Annotated in this window: 11 protein-coding genes; 7 read left to right on the plus strand and 4 right to left on the minus strand. The window is 50.2% G+C overall.

Annotated features, from left to right (window positions below; all coding sequences use genetic code 11):
• Positions 1 to 305 precede the first annotated feature (305 nt).
• Positions 306 to 2,627, plus strand: coding sequence for a TonB-dependent receptor (locus IE073_RS13920; RefSeq protein WP_233350115.1), 2,322 nt, complete (start codon positions 306 to 308; stop codon positions 2,625 to 2,627).
• 127 nt (positions 2,628 to 2,754) lie between these two features.
• Entirely contained in the window at positions 2,755 to 3,771 is a 1,017-nt protein-coding gene (locus tag IE073_RS13925; RefSeq protein ID WP_233350116.1) for a LacI family DNA-binding transcriptional regulator, read from the plus strand.
• On the opposite strand, the gene IE073_RS13930 is transcribed toward IE073_RS13925, so the two are convergent.
• Positions 3,761 to 4,870: a glycoside hydrolase family protein gene (locus IE073_RS13930; RefSeq protein WP_233350117.1), complete on the minus strand. Its 1,110-nt coding sequence runs from the start codon at positions 4,868 to 4,870 to the stop codon at positions 3,761 to 3,763. The two genes, IE073_RS13925 and IE073_RS13930, sit on opposite strands and share 11 nt — an antisense overlap.
• An 8-nt stretch (positions 4,871 to 4,878) precedes the next feature.
• The gene (locus tag IE073_RS13935) at positions 4,879 to 6,135 is read right to left on the minus strand and encodes an MFS transporter (protein WP_189587154.1); all 1,257 of its coding nucleotides are present in this window, start codon (positions 6,133 to 6,135) and stop codon (positions 4,879 to 4,881) included.
• 126 nt (positions 6,136 to 6,261) lie between these two features.
• Between IE073_RS13935 and IE073_RS13940 the strand changes: the two genes are divergently transcribed.
• The 3 genes from IE073_RS13940 (at position 6,262) to IE073_RS13955 (ending at position 16,421) form a co-directional block, all read left to right on the plus strand.
• Positions 6,262 to 7,179 (plus strand): ROK family protein, encoded by a 918-nt coding sequence (locus IE073_RS13940; protein ID WP_189587155.1) that lies wholly within the window; start codon positions 6,262 to 6,264, stop codon positions 7,177 to 7,179.
• 606 nt (positions 7,180 to 7,785) lie between these two features.
• Positions 7,786 to 9,567, plus strand: coding sequence for a winged helix-turn-helix domain-containing protein (locus IE073_RS13945; RefSeq protein ID WP_189587156.1), 1,782 nt, complete (start codon positions 7,786 to 7,788; stop codon positions 9,565 to 9,567).
• 6,041 nt (positions 9,568 to 15,608) lie between these two features.
• A complete protein-coding gene (locus IE073_RS13955) occupies positions 15,609 to 16,421 on the plus strand; it encodes a sulfotransferase (protein ID WP_189587158.1) in 813 nt (270 codons plus the stop codon).
• A gap of 165 nt (positions 16,422 to 16,586) precedes the next feature.
• Here IE073_RS13955 and uxuA read toward each other — a convergent pair whose 3' ends face one another.
• Entirely contained in the window at positions 16,587 to 17,786 is a 1,200-nt protein-coding gene (gene uxuA, locus IE073_RS13960) for a mannonate dehydratase (protein ID WP_189587159.1), read from the minus strand.
• Positions 17,779 to 19,254 (minus strand): mannitol dehydrogenase family protein, encoded by a 1,476-nt coding sequence (locus IE073_RS13965; RefSeq protein ID WP_189587160.1) that lies wholly within the window; start codon positions 19,252 to 19,254, stop codon positions 17,779 to 17,781. The genes uxuA and IE073_RS13965 overlap by 8 nt, the downstream gene beginning before the upstream one ends.
• Positions 19,255 to 19,469: 215 nt before the next feature.
• Between IE073_RS13965 and IE073_RS13970 the strand changes: the two genes are divergently transcribed.
• On the plus strand, positions 19,470 to 20,759 hold the full coding sequence (locus tag IE073_RS13970) for an Nramp family divalent metal transporter (RefSeq protein WP_233350118.1): 1,290 nt from the start codon (positions 19,470 to 19,472) through the stop codon (positions 20,757 to 20,759).
• A 22-nt stretch (positions 20,760 to 20,781) separates the two neighbouring features.
• Positions 20,782 to 21,963 (plus strand): AGE family epimerase/isomerase, encoded by a 1,182-nt coding sequence (locus tag IE073_RS13975; protein WP_189587161.1) that lies wholly within the window; start codon positions 20,782 to 20,784, stop codon positions 21,961 to 21,963.
• Positions 21,964 to 21,975: the final 12 nt, after the last annotated feature.

Raw genomic sequence — 21,975 nt, forward strand, 5'->3', positions numbered from 1 at the left:
ACATAGCTTCGAGAACTGGCTTTCCGAACGAAGGCATCAATTTCGGCTTGCGTGATACCTCATTGGATCATCGACACCCTTGTCCGAAATATGGCGACGGCGGTCTACTAAGTTCTAAAAAACTACTTTATGTGGCATTTATGTCACGCAAGCTGCCAAAGATACAAACGATTGTAATTTTACTTGCAAACGATTGGATTTTGAGTCACTGCATGCTCGGAATTGCCTGTGAGTGAGTCACTCTGACGATCTTTTGGGCCAATAAAAACAAGATTTATAGCAAGTCACGGCCACACAGGGGATATATGATGTTAATTCGTACCAGCCAAAAACTACTCGCAACGGCAGCAGCTACCGCGCTTCTGACCTCACCAGCATTTGCCCAAGACGCAGCAGAAGAAGACGTCATCATTGTAACGGGTGTCGCGAAGGCAACAACGGCCTTTGATTCTTCTTCATCTGTTTCAGCTTTAGATGAGAGCACAATTCAAAACCTCGCTCCGCGTTCGATCAACGAACTCTTCCGTAGTCTTCCTGGTGTCAAAGCCGAAGACACTGGCGGTGACGCAAACGCGAATATCAAGGTTCGTGGTCTTCCAATCGCGTCTGGTGGCTCACGTTATTTCTCTATTCAAGAGAATGGCTTCCCGACGCTTCTGATTGGTGACACCGCTTTTGCAACAGCAGATAGCTGGGTGCGCGTGGATACGACAATCGGTTCCGTTCAATCAATTCGTGGCGGTTCTGCTGCAACGCAAGCGCCAAATGCTGCAGGCGGTATTGTCAACTTGATCTCCAAAAAACCCACAGAGCAAGGCGGTTCTGTCGCGGCGACTATTGGTCTTGATTATGATGCATATCGTCTGGATGCAGAGTATGGCGGCGTATTCGGTGAGGGCGGATATTACCATGTTGGTGGTTTTGCCCGCACAGGCGAGGGCGTCCGTGACGTTCGCACAACCCAAGAAGAAGGCTTTCAAATCAAAGCGACTGTCGGAAAAGACTTCGATCGTGGTAGCGTTGCTGTCCATCTGAAACACTTGGATGACCGCGTACCGACTTATTTGCCTTTGCCAGCTCGCGTTCAAGCGGACGGAAATATCGGTACAATCGGTTTAGATTTGGGCGACGGAACAAATTCCCTCGGTCTCACAGATTTTACGGCTCGCTCGAACGGTCAGTTTGAAGAGAATGAAGAAGGCTTCAAAGCGGATATGACATCTATTGCGCTTCACGGTGATTTTGAGATCACAGAGAACGTGAAACTTGATGGTAAGGTTCGTTACGCTGATATTTCCGGTAACTTCTATTCACCGTTCCCGTTCAGTATCGCAACTAATGCAGATGGGAACGAAAATATCGACTTCGCGCTGTTCAATACAAGCTCGGAGATGGATAACCTTTTCGGTGATCTGAATGTTCAGGGCAGTTTCGACCGCATCAGCGTTAAAGCCGGCGTAGAGTATGCCAACCAAGACAGTGAACAAAATTGGAACTTCAACCAAGCTCGGGCGACCCTCGTTAATGGTGCTCTCGTTACAAACAGCGCCACTGATCCGTTCACAAACCCTGTCGATGGTTCGTATATTGATGGTTTCCGTCTTGGTAACCCAGCCTTTGGCAACTGTTGTACTCGTGAGTATGATTTCGAGATCGAGCAGTTCGCACCATATATCTCAGCAAACATCGATTTGGATAACCTCTCCATCGAAGCCAGCTTCCGTCGCAATAACAATGCGATCACAGGTCAATTCACCGAAGCGTCTATTGTAGGGCCACAGGACGGCAATGGTGACGGCACCATCGCAACTAACGAAGTCGGGGCTCAAGTTATTGACCGTTCTGCACTTCAGTCCGTTGATTATGATGCCGATTACAATGCATTCTCATTTGGTGCGAATTATCGTGTTAATGACACGGTTGCTATCTTTGCGAACTATTCGGAAGGCGCTTCTGTAACAGCTCCAGATCGCTCAACGGGTCTATTGGTGGCATCGTCAACGGCGGGCACTTTGACAGGAACAAATGATCAGTTTTTGAACTTTGTCGACGCCTTTGAAGTTGGGGCTAAATTCCAACTTGGTCTCGGTGATTTCAGCATTGTCTACTTCGACGCACAAGTTGCCGAAGGTGGGCAACTGGAAGCATCTACGCAGAATGTGATCCAAAACTCCTTCGACACGAACGGTATTGAAATTGAAGGCGACTTTAATTTCGAAAATGGCTTTGGTCTTCGTGGTAACGCAACCTTCACAGACTCGAAAATTGCAGGTCCTGATAACAACGCTAACATCGGTAACACAGCCCGTCGTCAAGCGCCGTATATCTTGAATGTAAATCCATATTATGAGGCCGATAACTATAACGTTGGTATCAACGTATTTAGCACGGGCAAAGCCCCTGTTCAGGACAGCAATCAATTTGATTTGCCTGCCTTCACGACCGTTGGTGCATACATCAATTACGACATTCGCGAGAATATGGAAATCAGCTTAAACGCAAATAACCTGTTTGATTCTGTCGGGTTCTCCGAAGGTGAAGAAGGCGCGCCAGCAATTGGTGACTTCGTTCGCTTCCGCCCAATCAATGGCCGTACAGTTTCCGCAACATTGCGGTACAATTTCTAAGATTGACCCTTCGATCTTGATTAAACTGGGCCTGTCTTCGGATGGGCCCTTTTTTTTCGTCTAGTTTTTGCGTTCATAATACTTGGCTTGTATGACGAAAGTCAGTGACGCGTGTTTGGGTTGAATTATGGCGAAGAAAATTACCATGGCCGAACTGGCTCGGTTGGCGAAGGTGGATATTTCGACCGTGTCACGCGCGCTGAATGATAGCCCGCTGGTGAAAGCTGATACTAAAGAACACGTCCTTAAAATCGCCGCGGAAACAGGCTATGTTGTCAATGCATCAGCACGAAATCTGCGCCGTCAATCCGCGCAGGCGATAGGTATCGTTATTCCGCTCGCACCTGGGTCGGGGCAAACGATTTCTGACCCGTTCTTTCTGGAGATGGTGGGCGCTGTGTCACATGCAGCCTCCTCTCGAGGCTATGATTTGATTGTCTCTGTGCCCCAAAAAGAAACCGAAATTGCAGAACGTCGCCTTCTTATGACTGGACGCGCCGACGGGCTGATCGTGATTGGACAGGCTGGCCGGGGGGAGCGCTTAAATGAGCTCAACATGTCTCAAAGCAACATCATTGTTTGGGGTGGCCGCGATGACGCGCATACTTACTCCGTAGTCGGGAGTGATAATATCGAAGGTGGACGATTAGCGACGGATCACTTGTTAGGGCATGGCCGGAAACGTATCTTGTTTCTTGGCGACGTCGGGCTTCCAGAAGTCGGATTGCGTTATCAAGGTTACCTGAACGCGCACCATGCGCATAACGTTCCCGTCGACCCATCTTTGAAACTAAAGCTGAACTTTGGGGGCGAGACCGCATTTGAGGGTGTGAAAGATTTTGTCGCGAAGGGCCCCAACTTTGACGCTATATTTGCAGCATCGGATGTCTTGGCGATGTCAGCCATCCACGCGCTACGGTCACTTGGTAAATCAGTACCTCAAGATATCTCTATCGTGGGATATGATGATGTCGGTCAGGCCGCTATGTCGACCCCCCCGCTAACAACTATTAATCAGAATATAGCGCAGGGCGGAGAAATGATGGTTGATATGCTACTTCGCAAGATTGACGGAAAGCCAGTGAAGAGCGCCTATACAACCACGAAGCTCGTGGTTAGGCAATCTTGTGGAGTTACAACTTAGGCTCCGTGTTATTGTTTGATCGAACTAAGTCGATGGTTTGAACTGGGGCGAAAGTGAGTTGAAGGTCAGGGGTTGCACACTCGGTGATGGGGGCGACTAGTTTCATAACTCTCGCGTCAAAGTCAGTTTCAATCACACTCGCGCCAAACATGTTAGGCAATCCGTCCAGGATAGAGGTGTCTTCTCGATAGGTCTTCCAAGGACCGCGTAGGTCAGGTGATTTGTATAGGCGCAGAGTTTTCGAAACTTCGCTGTCATCTTGGCCTTCATAGACTCGGTCACAGGCGGAGATGAGGCAATAATAAGTCTCATTCAAATCATCAAAATAGATTTTGGGAACTTCTGCCTGCGTAATGCTATCACCGTCCGGCAAGGTCATGGGTGGGTGCAGTGTTTCAATTTCGAAGCCTGATCCGGTTTCGATGAGCGTGGCATGCGCCACTGCGCCAACTTTTGGGCTAATCTTTGCAGACCAAAAACACTGAATGCGATTGTCTTTGTCGATGAAAGTATAGGGATCTCTCCATGCCAAGATAGGTCCGCCGTCTTCACCATTTTTATGTCCAAGTTGGTCTTTAGGACCAAGGTAATATCCAGCTTCTAAAATCGCGTCGTAATCCCTTCGTGGACATGAAAGTGCGGTTGCTTGAATGTTATCATATTCAGTTCCATCCAGTGATGTTGCAATGCCAATGCTTTGTAAAAAGGGGTGATCTTGGTCGACTTCACGTAAGCCAGTGAAGCCCATGAGTTTGCGGCCGTCCCCGAGTTTTAAGGCAGAACCACTCCATACATTGCGGCTATAATATGAGGACGTATCTGCAGACGGTGTCAGAACAGAACCGAGGTCTGTCCAGCTTACCCCATTGTCACGGCTTTCAAAGTGGCGGAAGTGGAATGGATAATCGTTTCTGTGTTCAGGTCGTATGTCTGTGCCGTCTGTCGCCCGTCTGCTCAAGGCCAAAGCATAGAGATGAATTGTTCCAGCATCCGCATAGGTCCAGCTATCCCATAACCAGAGATCAGGGTGTGAAATGCCGTTTGTAAACATCTGCGAAGCGGGTTGCGGAGTGGGCGGTTTGAAAAATGTAGTGCTCACGTCAAACTCTACAGGTTATATTCAGTGACGTTGGCTTGCTGAAGCGCGGTCGCCGCTGGGTCTTTCAGATGATTATAGATCATTCCGATAAAGAGGAGGCCTGCCATGATTGTCGCAAGAATGAAGCCGTAACGCATATCGCCGCCAAAGCTATCCGCGACAAACCCCATGAGAGGGGCGATTGCAGCAGCAGAAACGGCGGTGAAGAATAAGATAAGGCCTGCAACAGCACCGTGTTGTGTTTTCGGGAAACAGCTAATCCCTTTTGAGTTCAGCGTTGGATACATCATCGACATGAACAGCCCTGAAAGCGGCATTAGGAATGCAGCGACCGTTTGGCCAAAGAATGCACTAGCTGCGAAACAAATAAAGATGACGCCAGAAAAGAGCATCATGACAGTCGTCCAACTGAAATGTTTCAGTATCCAAATGCCGAGGAAACGTCCGAGTGCGCGGAAGACAAAGAACACCATAACGGCATAGGTCGCCATCCATGTTGCTATCTGTCCGCCCGTGTAGCCGTCTAAGTATGAAGGTAACCAAACGAAAATTGAGACTTCAGCCGCCACATACAGGGCAATCGCCATTGAAAATCCCATGGCGTATTTATTGCCCATAAGGGCGAAGGATTTACCGAGGTTGATTGGCTCATCGGTACTTTTCTTTGTCTCTGGATATTCCGTAAACACAGCCCAAATGATCATGATAAGACAGAGGGCGGCGGCTATCAGGTATAGATACGTCCAAGATATACCGCGCGAATGCATGGATATGACGAGTAGGGGGCCAACAATTGCGCCTATGCCGAAAAAGCCTTCTAGCGCATTCATCGTCCGCGTGTGTTCTTCGGTCGAAGTCGTGATGTCGCTTATCAAAGCGAGTGCAGCCGTTTTAAAAATGCCAATCGCTAGGCCACTCACAAATAACAGGGTGAAATATAGTTGAAAGGTTGTTCCAGTGAAAAATGCTGCGCTGGCCAAGCCATAAAGTGCAAGACCTGCAATGATTGTTTTCTTACGACCAAATTTGTCTGCGAAAAACCCGAAGAGAATGCCGGAAAGAGCAATCGCCGTCATGGTGGCCCAATGAAATGCGCTCGCTTGAGTGTTGGAGAGATTCATATCTCCCTTAGCAATTTTGATTATCTCACCAACGGCATCCGTTGTCATGGCGAACATAAAAAACATAGCATAGGTCAATGCCGTAACAGCAAAATAGCGTGTTTTTGCCGGAGCTGTGCTCGATTTTTGTGCAACGTCCGTCATAGAAATCCCCTTTTTCGAGTGTTTGGTAACTGGAAATACAATCGATTGCAATTTATTTTGCGAAAGAACATAAAGAAGAATGTTTGGGGCGTGTTCGCCCGTCAAAGGCTAAGGTAAGACCTGACAATGATTTCTAATTCACAATCCTTTGACGTCGGTCCTATATTGGCAGCGATTGACGCCGGGGGCACAACTTTCAAATGTGCGCTCATTCGAGAAGGGGAGGGTGTCATTGCCAATCTTCGTGTGCCAACCGCAACACCCTCAGAAACCTTAGAGGCATGCAGTCGGTTTTTTCACGAACAGGCCGCCAAGGGGCTGACGGCGTCGGCAATGGGTATCGCATCATTTGGCCCAATTGATGTTGACGTAAATTCACCGACTTATGGAACGATATTGGATGGTCCTAAATTGGGTTGGGCCAAAACAAACCTTAAATCTTATTTCGAAGCGGCCCTATCTATCCCCGTTGCCGTCGACACTGATGTTAACGGGGCTCTGCTTGCTGAGATGATGTGGGGAGCCGCGCAAGGGACGCAGGTAGCTGCTTATATGACGATTGGAACAGGCATTGGCGCGGGCCTGTTTGCAAATGGGTCGCTTATTGGAAAGCCAAGTCACCCGGAGTTTGGTCATATTCGGCTAAAGCATCACGATGCGGATAAGGATTTCATGGGGGTCTGCTCAATCCATGGCGACTGCCTAGAGGGTTTAGCGTCCGCCACGGCCTTAACGAAAAGGTTCGGTGATCCAATCAAACTCTCCCAAGATCATATTGGCTGGGAAATTGAAGCCTTCTATCTAGCGCAGGCCTGCAACGTTCTAGCCCTGACATTACGGCCAGAAAAAATTATTCTTGGCGGGGGGCTTATGCTCGCCCCACATTTGCTTGGAAGCGTCAGGACGCAATACGCAAATCTAATTAACGGCTATCTAGATCAGTCTCCAGAAGACATTGATAAGTTGATCGTCACCCCTGGTCTTGGGGATGATGCCGGCCTCTATGGCGGAGCATATTTAGCAAAAAGTCTGATTGCGAATTAGAGCTGGGGTCAAATTGTCAAATCGAGACCGACCGGAAGCGTTTGTTGGAGTTTTAGCAAATTTGTTTTCGTATGTGATCGATCAAGACTAGTGCGCACCATGATTGGAATAGTGCAAACCTAAAACGATGCGCGGATAACGGGCTAACCCAGAGGTGTTCACTCATTCATTTATCTTGTCCGCGAAACGTCGCCCTATTTCGTAAGTGGGCGGCTCCAGCTGCCCCGCCAGCACTTATAAAACCAAAGGGAATAGTTCGCAGAAAGAGCTTTTTGCGGTCAGGTGTCACGCAGGTGACGGCTCTCAACTTCCTCGTCGAAATAGCCAAAAGCTGGCCGAAATTTATCAACTAAAGTTTCAACAAGTCGAGCTAGGATACGGCGAGGTTACGTTAGGAAAGAATAGGATAACAGCTGAGTGTTTGCAGTTTTTGTATGGCTCTGACCATAGCATTCTAGCCTGAAGTTTCGATATTATCTTTGGCCGTCACCCGAAATTAGTGACGAAAATCAATGGTGTTCCGAACATTTTTAAGCGGGTGGTGGACATAAATTTTTATGGCATTTTTATTAGTTCTACTCATAGTGCGCCCATGGGATTCGTAAAATGAATAAGCTATTTGAGGGGTTCTCAACGGGTGTCTTTGATATTTTCCCGACATCCAATCTTGCCATGGCCGGCGACACCGAATTGGCGCTTGAACCCCTCATTATGCGCCTTTTGTTCACCTTGGTAAAAGCCGAGGGTGAAGTCGTATCCAGAGATCACTTGCTCAACCGATTGTGGGACGCGCGCGCGGGGTCTGATGAGCAGTTAACCCTTGCCATATCGAAACTCAGGAGCGTGCTGAAGTCTGCCGACCCCGACACAGCCTATATCGACACAATTCCCAAGCGGGGCTACCGATTCACGCAAGCTGTAACGCCCATAGCGGCAAGCCAGCCGGCCAAGGATGAGCGGCCCTCGATCGCTGTGATGGCGTTTGCCGATATGAGCCCGATGGCGGAATATGAGTATTTCGGCGACGGGATGGCCGAAGAAATTCTGAACGCTTTGGCAAAAGTTTCAAATTTGCGTGTAGCGGCGAGGACCTCAAGCTTCTCTTTCAAAGGTCAAGACCAAGACCTTCGTACAGTTGGGGAAATGTTGGATGTTACCCATATCATAGAGGGGTCTGTCCGCGTTTTGGATCGTCGTCTTCGGATTACGGCGCAGCTTATCCGCAGTAGTGATGGCTTTCACATTTGGTCCGAAACCTATGACGGCGTGTTGGAAGATGTATTTGATTTGCAAGAATCAATCGCCCGTTCGATATTGAAAACGCTGATGATTAAGCTGGAGTTGACCGACCCGCGCTTGGCGCCCAATTTGACCTATAATGAAACCGCCTATGATTTGTTTCTGCAAGCGCGCTCTTTGAATGCGCGGCAACATGGCGAGGGCGTTTTGACAGCGGCGATTTCCATTCTCGAAAAAGCCATCGAAAAAGACCCTGACTTTGCGCTCGCCCATGCGGAATTGGCCCATTCACACTCTTTGGCGTCGACCTATATGGGAACGGATAATAAGGCCGAACTAGTCGACAAGGCGACGGCGCGCGCCGAAATCGCGGCAAAGCTAGACCCAAAACTCGGCTTCCCCGTCACCTTAATGGCCTTGGGGGCGTTCACCGATGGCGATATTGTCGGCGCGATAGATTTGGCCGAAGAGGCTTATAAGCTGGAGCCAGACCATTCCGAAGTTGTCATGCGGTTGGGGTATTTTTACTCGGCCATCGGCCGGAATAAACATGCCATTCCACTGCTTGAACGCGCCGTTGCTTTGGACCCGATCCAAGGTCGCAATCACCAAATTTTGGCCCTGGCGCTCTTGGCGAATGATGAGTTGGATCGCGCGGAAATCCACGCCAAGCGGGCCATCGATCTGCACCATTATTTTGCGTATGATACTTATGCCGCGATTTCATTTATGCGCGGCGACTATGAAGAGGCCGCGCAAAGAACGGTCAGCGGCCCGATAAAAAATATGTTTGGCGACGCTTTTGACCAAGGCGGCGGCATATTACCCATGGCTCGCATGGCGTTTGGGTCTGATCCAGCGCAGCGCAAAGTCATGGGCGAGATGATGTTCACACATCTCTATGATCCCACCCGTCCGCCTGGCATTCCACTATTGCAATCCTTGCTGAGGACGGGCTGTGCGGAAAAATTCTTTATTGCCATGGGCGATCGCCCGCCGCCGGGACGCCACGGCAGCCTGCTGAGTATGTGGGGCGGCAGCGCGCCCTGCGTAGAGGTACACACGCACCCCAAATTCATGGATTACGCCGAAAAAAATGGGCTAACAAAAGCTTGGCGCAAATATGGCTGGCCTGATCGCCTCCTGTAGTAACCTCAAAGCGGTTTAGCTTTTGTATGTCTTAGGTGCGAAAATTGTCCGTGAAATACGGGGTGTCTGCGTGGGTGGTCAGGCTCTGGTGCAAACCAGCGTTAAAAATGAGTTTTCGAGCCCTCCCGACGCTAATTGTCAGAAAGCCCCACGCAGCAGCGCCTTTTCGCATTACCGGCCGAACTGCCCAGTCAAGGGGCAAACAGCTCTCGATAAGCCACCCAACAAAGACAAGCGTTACCAAGTCCCGTCCAATGACAAGCGCCGCTTCTTTCCAGCCAAGCCAACGTGCACATGGCCGCCCGTTGAAAGAAGACAACTCTAAAATGACCCCAAAGCCAGCTAGCGCGGACGCATCCCTTGCAGTTTTTTATAAGTGATTGAAAAGATATGATCTTATGTCGCGGAATGTTACCGCGGGACAGGGACAGAACACAAGAAATTAGTCTCAAATCCTAAATCTATAGGTTTTCTATAGGTTTCCTACAGGTTTTTTGATTTTCACTGTGCTTCAACTGACTCGAAGATCAAGTGGGACATCTGGGAGATGTCAAAAGATATGTACTTTGAAATGTCGGCGTATTCGGCTTTTCGAACTGCGACCCCTTTTCGCAGATTGCTCTCCCCTGTCTCCAATTGATCTTCACCGATTGCTGACATCAAACTGGGGCAATCACTTACGAAACGGGGCGCAGTGATGCTGGCTATGACCGGGTAAATCTCACCATAGCCAGCATCACATCTCCTCACACTTAAAATCGTTGTCGGGAGAGCACCATGACTACTGAAACTCAAATTCAAAACCCTATCCGTCGTTTTGAGGCCGTCAAACTTGCGCCGAAAACACTCAGAACGTGGCTTCTCAGTGTCACGTCCAGCGCAGTCTTGGCTGTCGCACTCGCCGCGCCCGCCGCGCCCGCCGCGGCGCAAAATAATGATGTGGACGCTTATGATGGAACGATTCCCGCAGGGTGCGCCACACCTGCGATTACGGCAACGCCGACGAATGGCCGTGACGGAAATACTGTAAGCGGCGACGCGCACTGTATTGGCTTTGTCGCCGAGAACAACGCGGTCAGCGGGAGTGGAAATACGCTGGGCGATGCCAGTTATAACAACGCGGTCAGCGGGAATCTAAATACGCTGAGCCGTGACAACACTAACAATGCCGTTAGCGGCCGGAGCAACAGCTTAGGCAATAATAGTGACGACAACCTAGTCAGCGGGGCAGGCAATACGTTAGGCGGACTAACCAGCTTCAACGCCGTCAGCGGTAACACCAATGTTTTGGGCGATTTCAGCTCTAACAACGCGGTCAGCGGTAGATATAATAATCAGGGCACGCGCGGTCAGTTCAATGCAGTCAGTGGATTAGCGAATAATTTGGGTGATAACACATCCCGAAACCTTGTCAGCGGCGGGAATAACTTCATCGGTGATGGGGATCTCGCCTCGCCGCGCAGAAATGATGATGCCAGTGGCAATGCGGTCAGCGGCACAGGCAACGCCATTGGCGCTACCCGCGCGGCGGGCGCGGATGGGTTTTTGGGTTCGGCTGATGATGTCATCACGGCATCAGGAAATGCAGGCGTAAATAATGCAGTCAGCGGGATGTATAACACACTGGGGTCCCAGGCTTCTAATAATAACATCAGCGGTTTAATGAACCAAACGGGATATTCTAGCTTCTCCAACCTCGTCAGTGGAAATCGGAATACGTTGGGTAATTTTTCGAGCGCTGGTAGCGTGAGAGGATCTGAAAATCGTGTTGGAGATAATACGCTTAATAATGTTGTTGGAGGACAACAAAACTTTTTGGGCGACGGAAACGGAATTACGGGCGGTATGGCACTGAATGGCCGTGCGCAGATCAGAAGTAACTCAAATAATTTGACTGGAATCAGAAACGCTATTGGCGCAACCCGAGATGCCGGCGCCGATGGTATTATTGGAACAATGGATGATGTTATAACCGGGTCCGGTTTGGCAGGTTTCGGGAACCGTGTGGATGGCGCCTATAATACTTTGGGCGACAGTGCGTCTGCCAACACAGTCAGCGGCGAGCGTAATTTTATCGGCAATGGCAATGCCTATAACTCCGGCGCATATGGCGGCGGCTATTCGAACGCCGTCAGCGGCACAAGTAACGCTATTGGCGCGGTCCGGGCGGCGGGGGCAGACGGGATTTTGGGCACGGCCGATGATGTCTTTACCGCCTCGGGCATAGCGGGCGATAACAACACTCTTAGCGGAGCTTATAATACGTTGGGTGCGGTTTCGTCTGGGAATGCAATTAGCGGCGAGCGCAATGCCCTAGGAAATAACAGCAGTTTCAACGCGGTCAGTGGCCGGTTTCACACATTGGGCGATACCACCTATCATAATACCGTTAGTGGGATTCGCCATACAATTGGGGACTCGTCGGGCTCTAATTCAGTCACCGGCTCTTCCAACACTTTGGGGAATTTGAACTCCGAAAATACGGTCAACGGTAGCAATAATACGCTTTCGTATTTCAGCAATCAAAACGAAGTTGGTGGACGCAACAATACACTAGGTGCGAACGCCTTCACCAATGAAGTCAGTGGCAGCGGGCATGTATTGGGCGAATTCAATTTATCCAACAGTGTGACCGGAAGCATAAATCGTCTCGGCGACGATAATTTCATGAACTCTGTAAGCGGCCGCAGAAATTCTCTGGGTGATGGGGCTAGTCATAATAACGTCAGCGGGTCTTATAACATTTTGGGCAATGGCGCAGGGGTTGGCCTCTCAACGACGAATGCGCGCGACAACCTCATTTCCGGGACGGGTAACACCCTTGGGGGCACACGGGCAGCCGGTGCCGATGGCGTGCTGGGCACGCGTGATGATGTCTTTACGCCGGTCGGATATGCCGGAAATTACAACATTATTGGTGGACAAAATAACATCGTCGGTGCGGAGAGTTCAGGGAACCTCATCAACGGCTACCGGAACGCGCTCGGTGATAATGGCTATCACAACTCCGTCACGGGTGAAGTCAATACTATAGGGAACGTCAGCAGAGCCAACGGCGTGAGCGGTCAGAATAATACGCTAGGTGATGACGTTATTTTCAACGCAATCGATGGCTGGGCTAACGCGTTGGGTGATGATTCCATGTTAAATACGGTCAGTGGCGGTCAGAACAGTTTGGGAGTCTATTCTGAAGCCAATGTTGTTGGTGGCCGGAATAACACACTGGGAGACTTTACATATAGCAGCACCGTGAATGGCTCGCGTAACACGGCCGCCGGCGGGAACAGTGGGGACCGACAACTCAGCATCAGCATATCAGGATCAAGCAATCGCGTTAACGCATCTGGCGTCATGGGATCTTTCATTAACATTTTAGGATCCAGGAATACTGTGAATGGATCGGCATCAGGCTGGAACATCATCACAGGTCATAATGCCACCGTCGAAGGGACAGGGAACTTCGCGGCAGGCGGGAATACAACAAGCGGCGCGACCATCACAGGGGATGATAATATTGCGATTGGCGGTGGGGCTACGGTCACAGGCAGTAATGCTATCGCGTTCGGGACGAACAGCAGTGCCGCATTTGATAATTCCGTCGCGCTCGGTTCGGGTTCAGTGGCGAATCGCCTCAATTCAGTATCCGTTGGCGCAGTCGGCACGGAACGCCAAATCACAAATGTCGCGGCGGGCACGCAGAATTTTGATGCGGTGAATTTTCAACAACTCGGGGCCGTGCAAACGATGGTGACCGCAAATGGGACCGCCATAGGCGTGAACACAGCCAACATCGCAACGAATGCTGCTGGCGTGTCGACTAACAGAGGACTCATCAATACAAACGCGGCAGGTATCAGTGGCAACACAGGTTTGATTAATTCCAACACTGGGGACATTGCAATAAATGCAGCTGGCGTCGCGACCAATGCCGCGGGCCTCGCGACCGCCACAGGTTTGATCAACACAAATGCGAACGGCATCGCGATCAATACAGGCTTGATCGATACGAACACTGGGGACATTGCAATAAATGCAGCTGGTGTCGCGACCAATGCCGCGGGTCTGGTGACGGCCACAGGTTTGATCAACACAAATGCGAACGGCATCGNGGCCACAGGTTTGATCAACACAAATGCGAACGGCATCGCGATCAATACAGGTTTGATTAATACCAACACTGGGGACATTGCAATAAATGCAGCTGGTGTCGCGACCAATGCCGCGGGTCTGGTGACTGCCACAGGTCTCATCAACACGAATGCAAATGGTATCGCGACCAACACAGGCTTGATCGATACGAACACTGGGGACATTGCAATAAATGCAGCTGGCGTCGCGACCAATGCCGCGGGCCTCGCGACCGCCACAGGTTTGATCAACACAAATGCGAACGGCATCGCGACCAACACAGGCTTGATCGATACGAACACCGGGAACATCGGGATAAACGCGACAGGCGTCATGAATAATGCGGCGGGTCTGGTGACCGCGACGGGTTTGATCAACACGAATGCAAACGGTATCGCGACCAATACAGGCTTGATCGATACGAACATCGCAAGCATCAACGCGAACTCAGGATTGATCACTGCGAATGCAGGCGTGATCGCGACAAATACAACTAACATCGCGACCAACGCTGCCGCAACCTCTGAAAATGCGACCAATATTGCTACCAATGCGACAGGTATTGCGACGAATGCGACGGGTATTGCGACGAATGCCGCAGGGATTGCCACCAATGCGACGGGTATCGCGACGAATGCCGCAGGGATTGCTACCAATGCGGATAACATCACCACGGTCACAGGACGCGTCAGCACTGCGGAGGCTAACATTGCATCCAATGCTGCGGGGGTTTCTACAAACGCTACAGGGATTGCCACCAATGCGGATAACATCACCACGGTCACAGGACGCGTCAGCACTGCAGAGGCTAACATTGCGTCCAATACTGCAGGGGTTTCTACAAACGCCGCAAGTATAGCCACAAATGCGAGCGATATCACGGCGGTTACAGGGCGGATCGGCGCTGCGGAGGCGAACATCGCTACAAATACGGCAGGTGTTGCAACTAACGCCATGGGCATCGCCACGAACGCAAGTAGTATCACAGCCGTTACGACGCGGGTCACGACTGCAGAAACCAATATCCTGACCAACACGGGTAACATCGCGGCAAACGCATCCACAATCGGAAGCAATACGACAGCGATCTCAACCAATACGGCAGCGATCGCGACGGTCGGGGCAGATGTCTCATCTGTGACATCACGCGTAACCTCCGTCGAAACGGATGTGTCAGCCAATACGGCCGGGATTGCGACAAACGCCGCGAATATTGGTGACGTCACGCAAATCCAAAACTTGCTCGTGCCTGTCACAGGCAGTGCAGCACCAAGCTCGCCACCGACTGTCGTCGCTGGCATTAATCAGAATACGACGGATATTTCCGCTGTATCAACGCGTGTCACAGTCGCGGAAACGGGTATTGCTGAAACTCTGGCAATTACCAGCCGGAACAGAGACTCGATTTCCGTGAACTCTAATCGCATCAATCAAAATGCGTCGCGGGTGATGTCAAACTCTGTGTTGATTGCAACAAATGCGGCTGGAATTTCGGCCAACAAATCAGCGATTGATGGAAATACATTTGCCATCGGGCTCAATACTGAAGCGATCAACGGTCTGCGGGACGGGGCTGCTGCGATTGCGTCAATTCCTGACCTCTATTTAGGGTCTGACGAGCGCTGGAGCATTTCAGGTGGTTTCGCTCACTACAATGATGGATACGGCGGAACCGAAACCGGGTTCGGCGGCGGTTTACAAATTCGGAACAAGACATCGGACAAATGGTCTGTCGGTGTGTCCGGGGCCTTGTCTGGTGAGGCAACCGTCGTTCGGGTCCAAGGCCGGATTGGCGGATAGCAAATACATTCAAGCGAGGCGAGATAGGGAGTAAGAGACTTAAGGCTATTGTCTCCAGTCCCTATCTCCCCCAAGATTCAAACCACAAATTTGGCAGTGATTAGAGAGCCCATATGAATTTGATTTGTGTATCAGGACTCCCCCGGTCGGGTTCAACCTTGCTCTGCCAGCTTTTGGCGCAGCATCCCGAAGTTTACTCAACCGGACATTCTTCGCCTTTGGTCAGTGTGCTTGAAAATATTCGATCAACATTTAGCTCCAATGATTTCTCTTTGGCCCAATTAGATGTAGATTTTGATCTAGCTTATGGCCGAATGGGAAATGTCCTCCGCAGCGTTTTGGAGGGATGGTTTCAGGAAACTGATAAACAGCACGTTGTTGATAAAAACCGAGGGTGGCTTCGTATGGCAGAGATGCTGAACGAGCTTCATGACGACTGGCGTATTTTGGTCTGCGTACGGGACCTCACACAAATCTATGGCTCGATTGAGAAACAACATGCCAAAACACGTTTATTGAATTTCGCCGATGGCACAGACGCGCATGGTGCTATGGCCCGCGCCGATCAACTCTTTGGAAAAGGCGGCGTTGTTGGCGGTCCATTGAACTTTATTTCTGATATTCAAGATATTCAGGACCCCAGAATCCATGAACGCATTCAATATGTGCCGTTCGAATATTTAATGCAAAAACCCGCAGAGGCCGTCGAAGAAATGTTTGGATGGTTGGGGCTCTCGCCTCATAAAATCAATCCGAACAAGCTTACTACTCGCCCCCATGAGAGTGATAGTTATTACCGTTTCAAATATCGTCATGAAACGCGTGAAGCCATTACTGCGCCAGCAAGACATATTATTCCACCGCGTGTGGAAGAGGGGCTTCGGAAAAATTACAAATGGTATTTCGATCAGTTTTATCCAAGCTAAAAGCCTGAGCCTTGCCCATTTGCAACAGAGGCGAAATTGTAGTTTCTCTAGGTCAGGTATTGCGTTGATGTTTAACGCTTTGAACAGTATCTGCGATTGCGAGGTAGCGGTTGCGGTCTTATCCACCGCGCACCCATAGATTTTCAACGTGCCGAAAATCGAAATTTAGAGACCAGCTGATAATGCGTGAATGACGCCGCGTATCTCTGCTAGGCCTTTGAGTCGCCCCACCCGAGAATATCCAGGGTTGTTGGCTTTCCCGATATCGCCCATCATTTGATGGCCGTGGTCTGGGCGGATGAAAATGTCGGCGTCTGTCTGGCCTGAGCTTCGACGCTTCTGTTCTTCCAAAAGCAAATTGCGGATGACGCTGACCATATCAATATCACTATCGAGGTGGTTGGCTTCATAAAAGGAGCGCTGCTCATTCGCGTCGCGACTAACACCGCGCAGATGGGAAAAATGAATGCGGGACCCAAAGTCTTTTGCCATTCTAGGCAAATCATTATCTGGCCGACTGCCATAAGTGCCGACACATAAGGTGATGCCATTGGCGGGGCTGGGCGCGAGCTCAAACAACGTGTTCAAATCCTCGGCTGTACAAATAATGCGCGGCAGGCCAAACATATCACGCGGCGGATCGTCGGGGTGAATAGCTAGCTTTACACTGTGCGCCTCCGCGAGTGGTAAAACCACATCGAGGAACCGTAGCAAATTAGCGCGCAACTGCTCGCTGGTAATTGCTTGATATTGCGCGAGTTGCTGACGAAAACTTTCGAGGTCATAACTGTCTGTCATTTTCCCGGGTAGGCCGGCGATAATATTATTCGTAAGCTGGGTCTTCTCCTCTGGGGTCATGTTATCAAAAACGGCTCGTGCTGTTGCCAATTCTGTCGAGGTGTAGTCAGCCTCTGCATTTTCACGTTTCAAAATATAGAGATCAAAGGCCGCGAATTTATCCTGATCAAAGCGAAGCGCATAGGCGCCGCTGGGGAGTTGGAATTTCAAATCCGTCCGCGTCCAATCGATAATAGGCATGAAATTATAACAAATGGTTTTCACGCCGCAGCGGGCCAAATTGACCATCGAGTCGGCCCAAGCTTGAATAAATGTTTCGCAACCTGTTTTTCCCAACTTAATGTCTTCATGGACAGGGATGCTCTCGACCACAGTCCAATGCAGTGGCCTCATATCTTCGGGAGTTGTCTCGATTAGATCTTTGTAGGCTTGAATATCCTCTATTGTCCAAATTTCACCAGCAGGCACGGTATGGAGCGCACTGACGATATCCGTCGCGCCAGTCTGTCGAATTTCGGCCAAGCTGACGGGATCGCTCGGGCCAAACCATCTCCAAGACTCACGCATAGCTCTTCTCTTTCTGTTCTTCGGATTGCAGGAACGCGCTCAGCGCTACTTTGATTCCCAAGGTTTGAACGCTCTTCGCATGTTGCACGACACTCTGCATAAAATCGGTCTGGTCAAAAAAAGTAAACTGCCCAGCGGATGCAATATCTAAGTAGGCGGCCACACGTTGCCCCATATCGTCAGTGGCTATTTTGGCAAACATGTCCCTCTTTGGATCATTCAACACATCTGCTTCAAGCGCGGTTTGAATGAAGATGACCCAAGCTCCGAGACAAAACGCAAAATATGGAACCTTCGCGTTTGTGTTCATTGCGATATCTATCGTCGGGAACCAGCGTTGCTGAATTTTTTGCGAGCTATCCGTGCCGACTTGCAGGTTTGCATAGGGAAGGTTTGCATTTTGAAACCTGTCAATCACCGCTTCAATATAGTCCTCCCCGCTATAACCGTCGGGAACCTTGGCATGAGGCAGTACAGTCTCCAAAAGCGCCTGTCGCACAAATTTTAATACCTCAGTCCGCTGGAGCGCTTCGTGGACAAAGATATCTCCGCTCAAATATCCGAGGGTTGACGCAATCGTATGGGCAGCATTTAGGTAGCGTAACTTCATCTGCTCAAACGGGATAATGTCGTCGACGAAGACAGCGCCAACTTCATCAAAATTGGGCCTGTCGCCGAGGAAGCCATCTTCAATAACCCATTGCATGAAAGGTTCTGCTGATACGGGCCAAGCCTCGTCTTGACCGGTTTCGCGGCGCACCTGCGCCCGTAAGTCATCGTCAGTTGCCGGGCAAACGCGGTCGACCATTGATGAGATAAACCCAACATGTGTTTTCGTCCAATCGAGGGACTGGGGGCTATGCTTCTGCAAAAGGCGGGATACACCGTCTTTCAAATGATCCCCGCCTTTTGAGATATTATCGCAGCACATGATGGTGAGTTTTGAACGATCGCTGTTATCTTTAGCGCGTTGAATGAGTCCCCGAGCTAGAAATCCATAAATTGTCTTTGGGATATCCAATGATGCTAATTCGGACTGTAAATCAGGATGGTCAAAATCAACACGACCCGAAGAGAGGCAGTACCCTTTCTCGGTAATGGTCGAGCTTATGAGTTGGGTTGAAGGGTGCGCGACCGAGGCGATGACAGCATTTGGGTTCTCGGGCGCTACAACAATGTCTTTGATCGCGCCGATGATACGGTATTCTGTGGACTCCCCAAGGGTCGTGAGCGTGTAGAGATAGTCCTGTGGCTCTAATGCATTTCGGATGGATGGTGACCGCAAAGAAACGCCTGTTATACCCCAGTTCGTTTCGCCCGTATTTAATAGATCATCGCAATACACGGCCTGATGGGCTCGGTGAAAATTGCCAATGCCAAAGTGGACGATACCAGATGTCACAGCTTCTCGATCATATTCAAAACTGCGAATATGATCTGGCAAGTTTTTGGCTAGCAGCTGGCTCATCTTGGTTTCTCTACTCTCTGCATCGTAGAATCTAGTTTGCGGTATGTGACCACAAAAGACAATTCACGTCCAAACCAATTTTATAAAACGGTCTAGTCAATTGGCATAGACAATCCTTGACGATCATTCTAGCGTCTTTAAGCAATCAAAGGCGGCGGGCTAAAGGTTATATAAATTTCCTACCCGCGCGCTTAGAGATTATGGGGGAACAGGATATGATGGATAAAGTCACTTCGGGCATAGCATCCGAAATTAGCTTTCGGCAGAAACTTTCTCGTACGCTCGCGCTCTTTCTACCGGGCATATTTCTTCTCGGTTTCAACCTCGGCACAGGTAGCGTGACGGCTATGGCCAAGGCTGGAGCGGAATATGGAATGGCGCTACTTTGGACTATTGTTGCGTCCTGTCTCTGCACGTTTTTCATGATCAATCTTTATGGCCGCTACACGCTGGTGACCGGTGAAACCGCACTTGAGGCCTTTAAGAAACATATCCATCCGGCAGTTGGCATGTATTTCATCGCGGCTTTGACGTTGGGTGTTTGCGGCAGCGTTATGGGCGTCATGGGGATCGTCGCGGAGATTTGCTATGAATGGTCAAAGACGATGGTCGATGGCGGCATTGCCCCTATCTATTTCGCAGCTTCCTTTTCAGCGCTTGTTTTTTTCATATTTTGGAACGGAAAAACGGAGTTTTTTGAACGTAGTCTTGCCGTAATTGTCGCAATTATGTCTGCCAGCTTTCTGATCAATTTCTTCATCATGATGCCGCCCCCAGTCGACATCCTAAAAGGCCTCATTCCAAGCATCCCAGACGTCGACCCTGATAAAAACGGAGGCGCTTTACTCGTCATCGCCTCTATGGTCGGGACGACGGTATTCTCTGGTCTTTTTATTATCCGAACCACGTTAGTGAAGGAAGCTGGCTGGACGCTTAAGGACGCCAAGACCCAGCGTAATGACGCCATTGTCTCTGTTGGATTAATGTTCATCATTAGTGCCGCAATTATGGCTGCCGCTGCCGGAACGTTATATGCAGAGGGCGTTGGCTTATCGAAAGCCTCTCAGATGATAACGTTGCTTGAACCTCTGGCAGGGCCCCTCGCAGCCTCGATATTCGCTGTTGGGATCATCTCTGCTGGCGTATCATCCCAGTTCCCCAATGTTCTGATGCTACCTTGGCTGATATGCGATTATACGGGGACAGAGCGGGATATGACGCTCCCGCGATATCGCTTGATGGTCTTCTTGATCTCCCTACTTGGGCTCGTTGTGCCTTTGTTTGGGGGCCGACCGGTCCTCGTTATGATTGTCTCACAGGCCTTTAATGCTGTCATTCTTCCTGCGACCGTGATTTGTATTTTTTACCTTTGTAATCAGTCAAAACTTATGGGGCAGCATAGAAACAAGCTTATCTCCAACGGCATCCTGACAGCGATATTGGTGTTCTCACTCTTCACGTCCTTCATTGCGTTAAAAGGGGTTGTGCAGTTACTCGCGGGATAGCCGTGTGCAGCAGAACAAAATCATGAACAGATCTGGCGAAACAGTTTTCGAACAACGGGATTTCCTTGAGGACCACATTCAGGCAACATTCGCCTTTTACGATCCGCGTGTTTTTTCAAAAGCCGGTGGGTTCTACGGATGCTTCTTCGATGATGGCACATGTTTTGATCCCGACAGCCGCCAGCTGGTTGGATCTGCGAGATATGTGGTGAACTATGCTACGGCTTACCGATTATACGGTGACCCCAAACATCTGGGATGGGCAAAGTGGGGATTGGACTTTCTGAACACCGCACACAAGCAACCCAATGGTCACTACGCGTGGTTGTTGGAAGGCGGTATTATCACAGACACGCGCGTGATGGCCTATGGACACGCCTTTGTTCTCTTAGCGGCGGCGGCTTGCCACCGCATTGGTATCGCAACGGCGTTGCAGACGTTGAACGACACCTTTGATTTTATGGAAACATACTTTTGGGACGAATCCGCGGGGGCCTATAGCGACGAACGCGACGATACGCTTTCCCAACTCTCGCCCTATCGCGGGCAGAACGCAAATATGCATATGTGCGAGGCCTTGCTAGCCGCGTGGGAGGCGACACGAGATGCTCGCTTTTTAGATCGTGCCGAACGGCTCGCGGACCGTTTCGCTTTCGACCTCGCGGCTCAATCGGAGGGTCAGATTTGGGAGCATTACGACAGGGATTGGAAGGTCGACATGGCGTTCAATATCGATTTCCCCAATGATCGATACAAACCTTGGGGGTTCCAGCCTGGCCACCAATTCGAATGGAGTAAACTCCTCCTGATTTTGAACGGTGAACGGCCACACAAGAAATGGGTTCTGAAGGCGCAAGACCTATATAGCAAAGCCATGGAGACCGGCTGGGATGACGAATTCGGCGGCATCGTTTATGGCGTCGCGCCAAACGGGGAGTATTGCGCCGATGAGAAATATTTTTGGGTGCAAGCCGAAGCTTTCGCGACGGCTTGGCGGCTGTATAAAACGACGGACGACAAAGAATATTTGCGGGATTATCGTCGGATTTGGCAATGGAGCTGGGACCACCTGGTCGACCATACACACGGCGCATGGTTTCGTGTTCGAAACCGTGATGGCTCGCCAATAGACAACAAAAAGTCTCCTCTGGGAAAGACCGATTACCACACAATGGGAGCCTGTTGGGATGTGCTTTCCGTCTGACGGAAAGTCACG

Source organism: Litorimonas cladophorae, from assembly GCF_014652455.1.
Classification (GTDB): domain Bacteria; phylum Pseudomonadota; class Alphaproteobacteria; order Caulobacterales; family Maricaulaceae; genus Litorimonas; species Litorimonas cladophorae.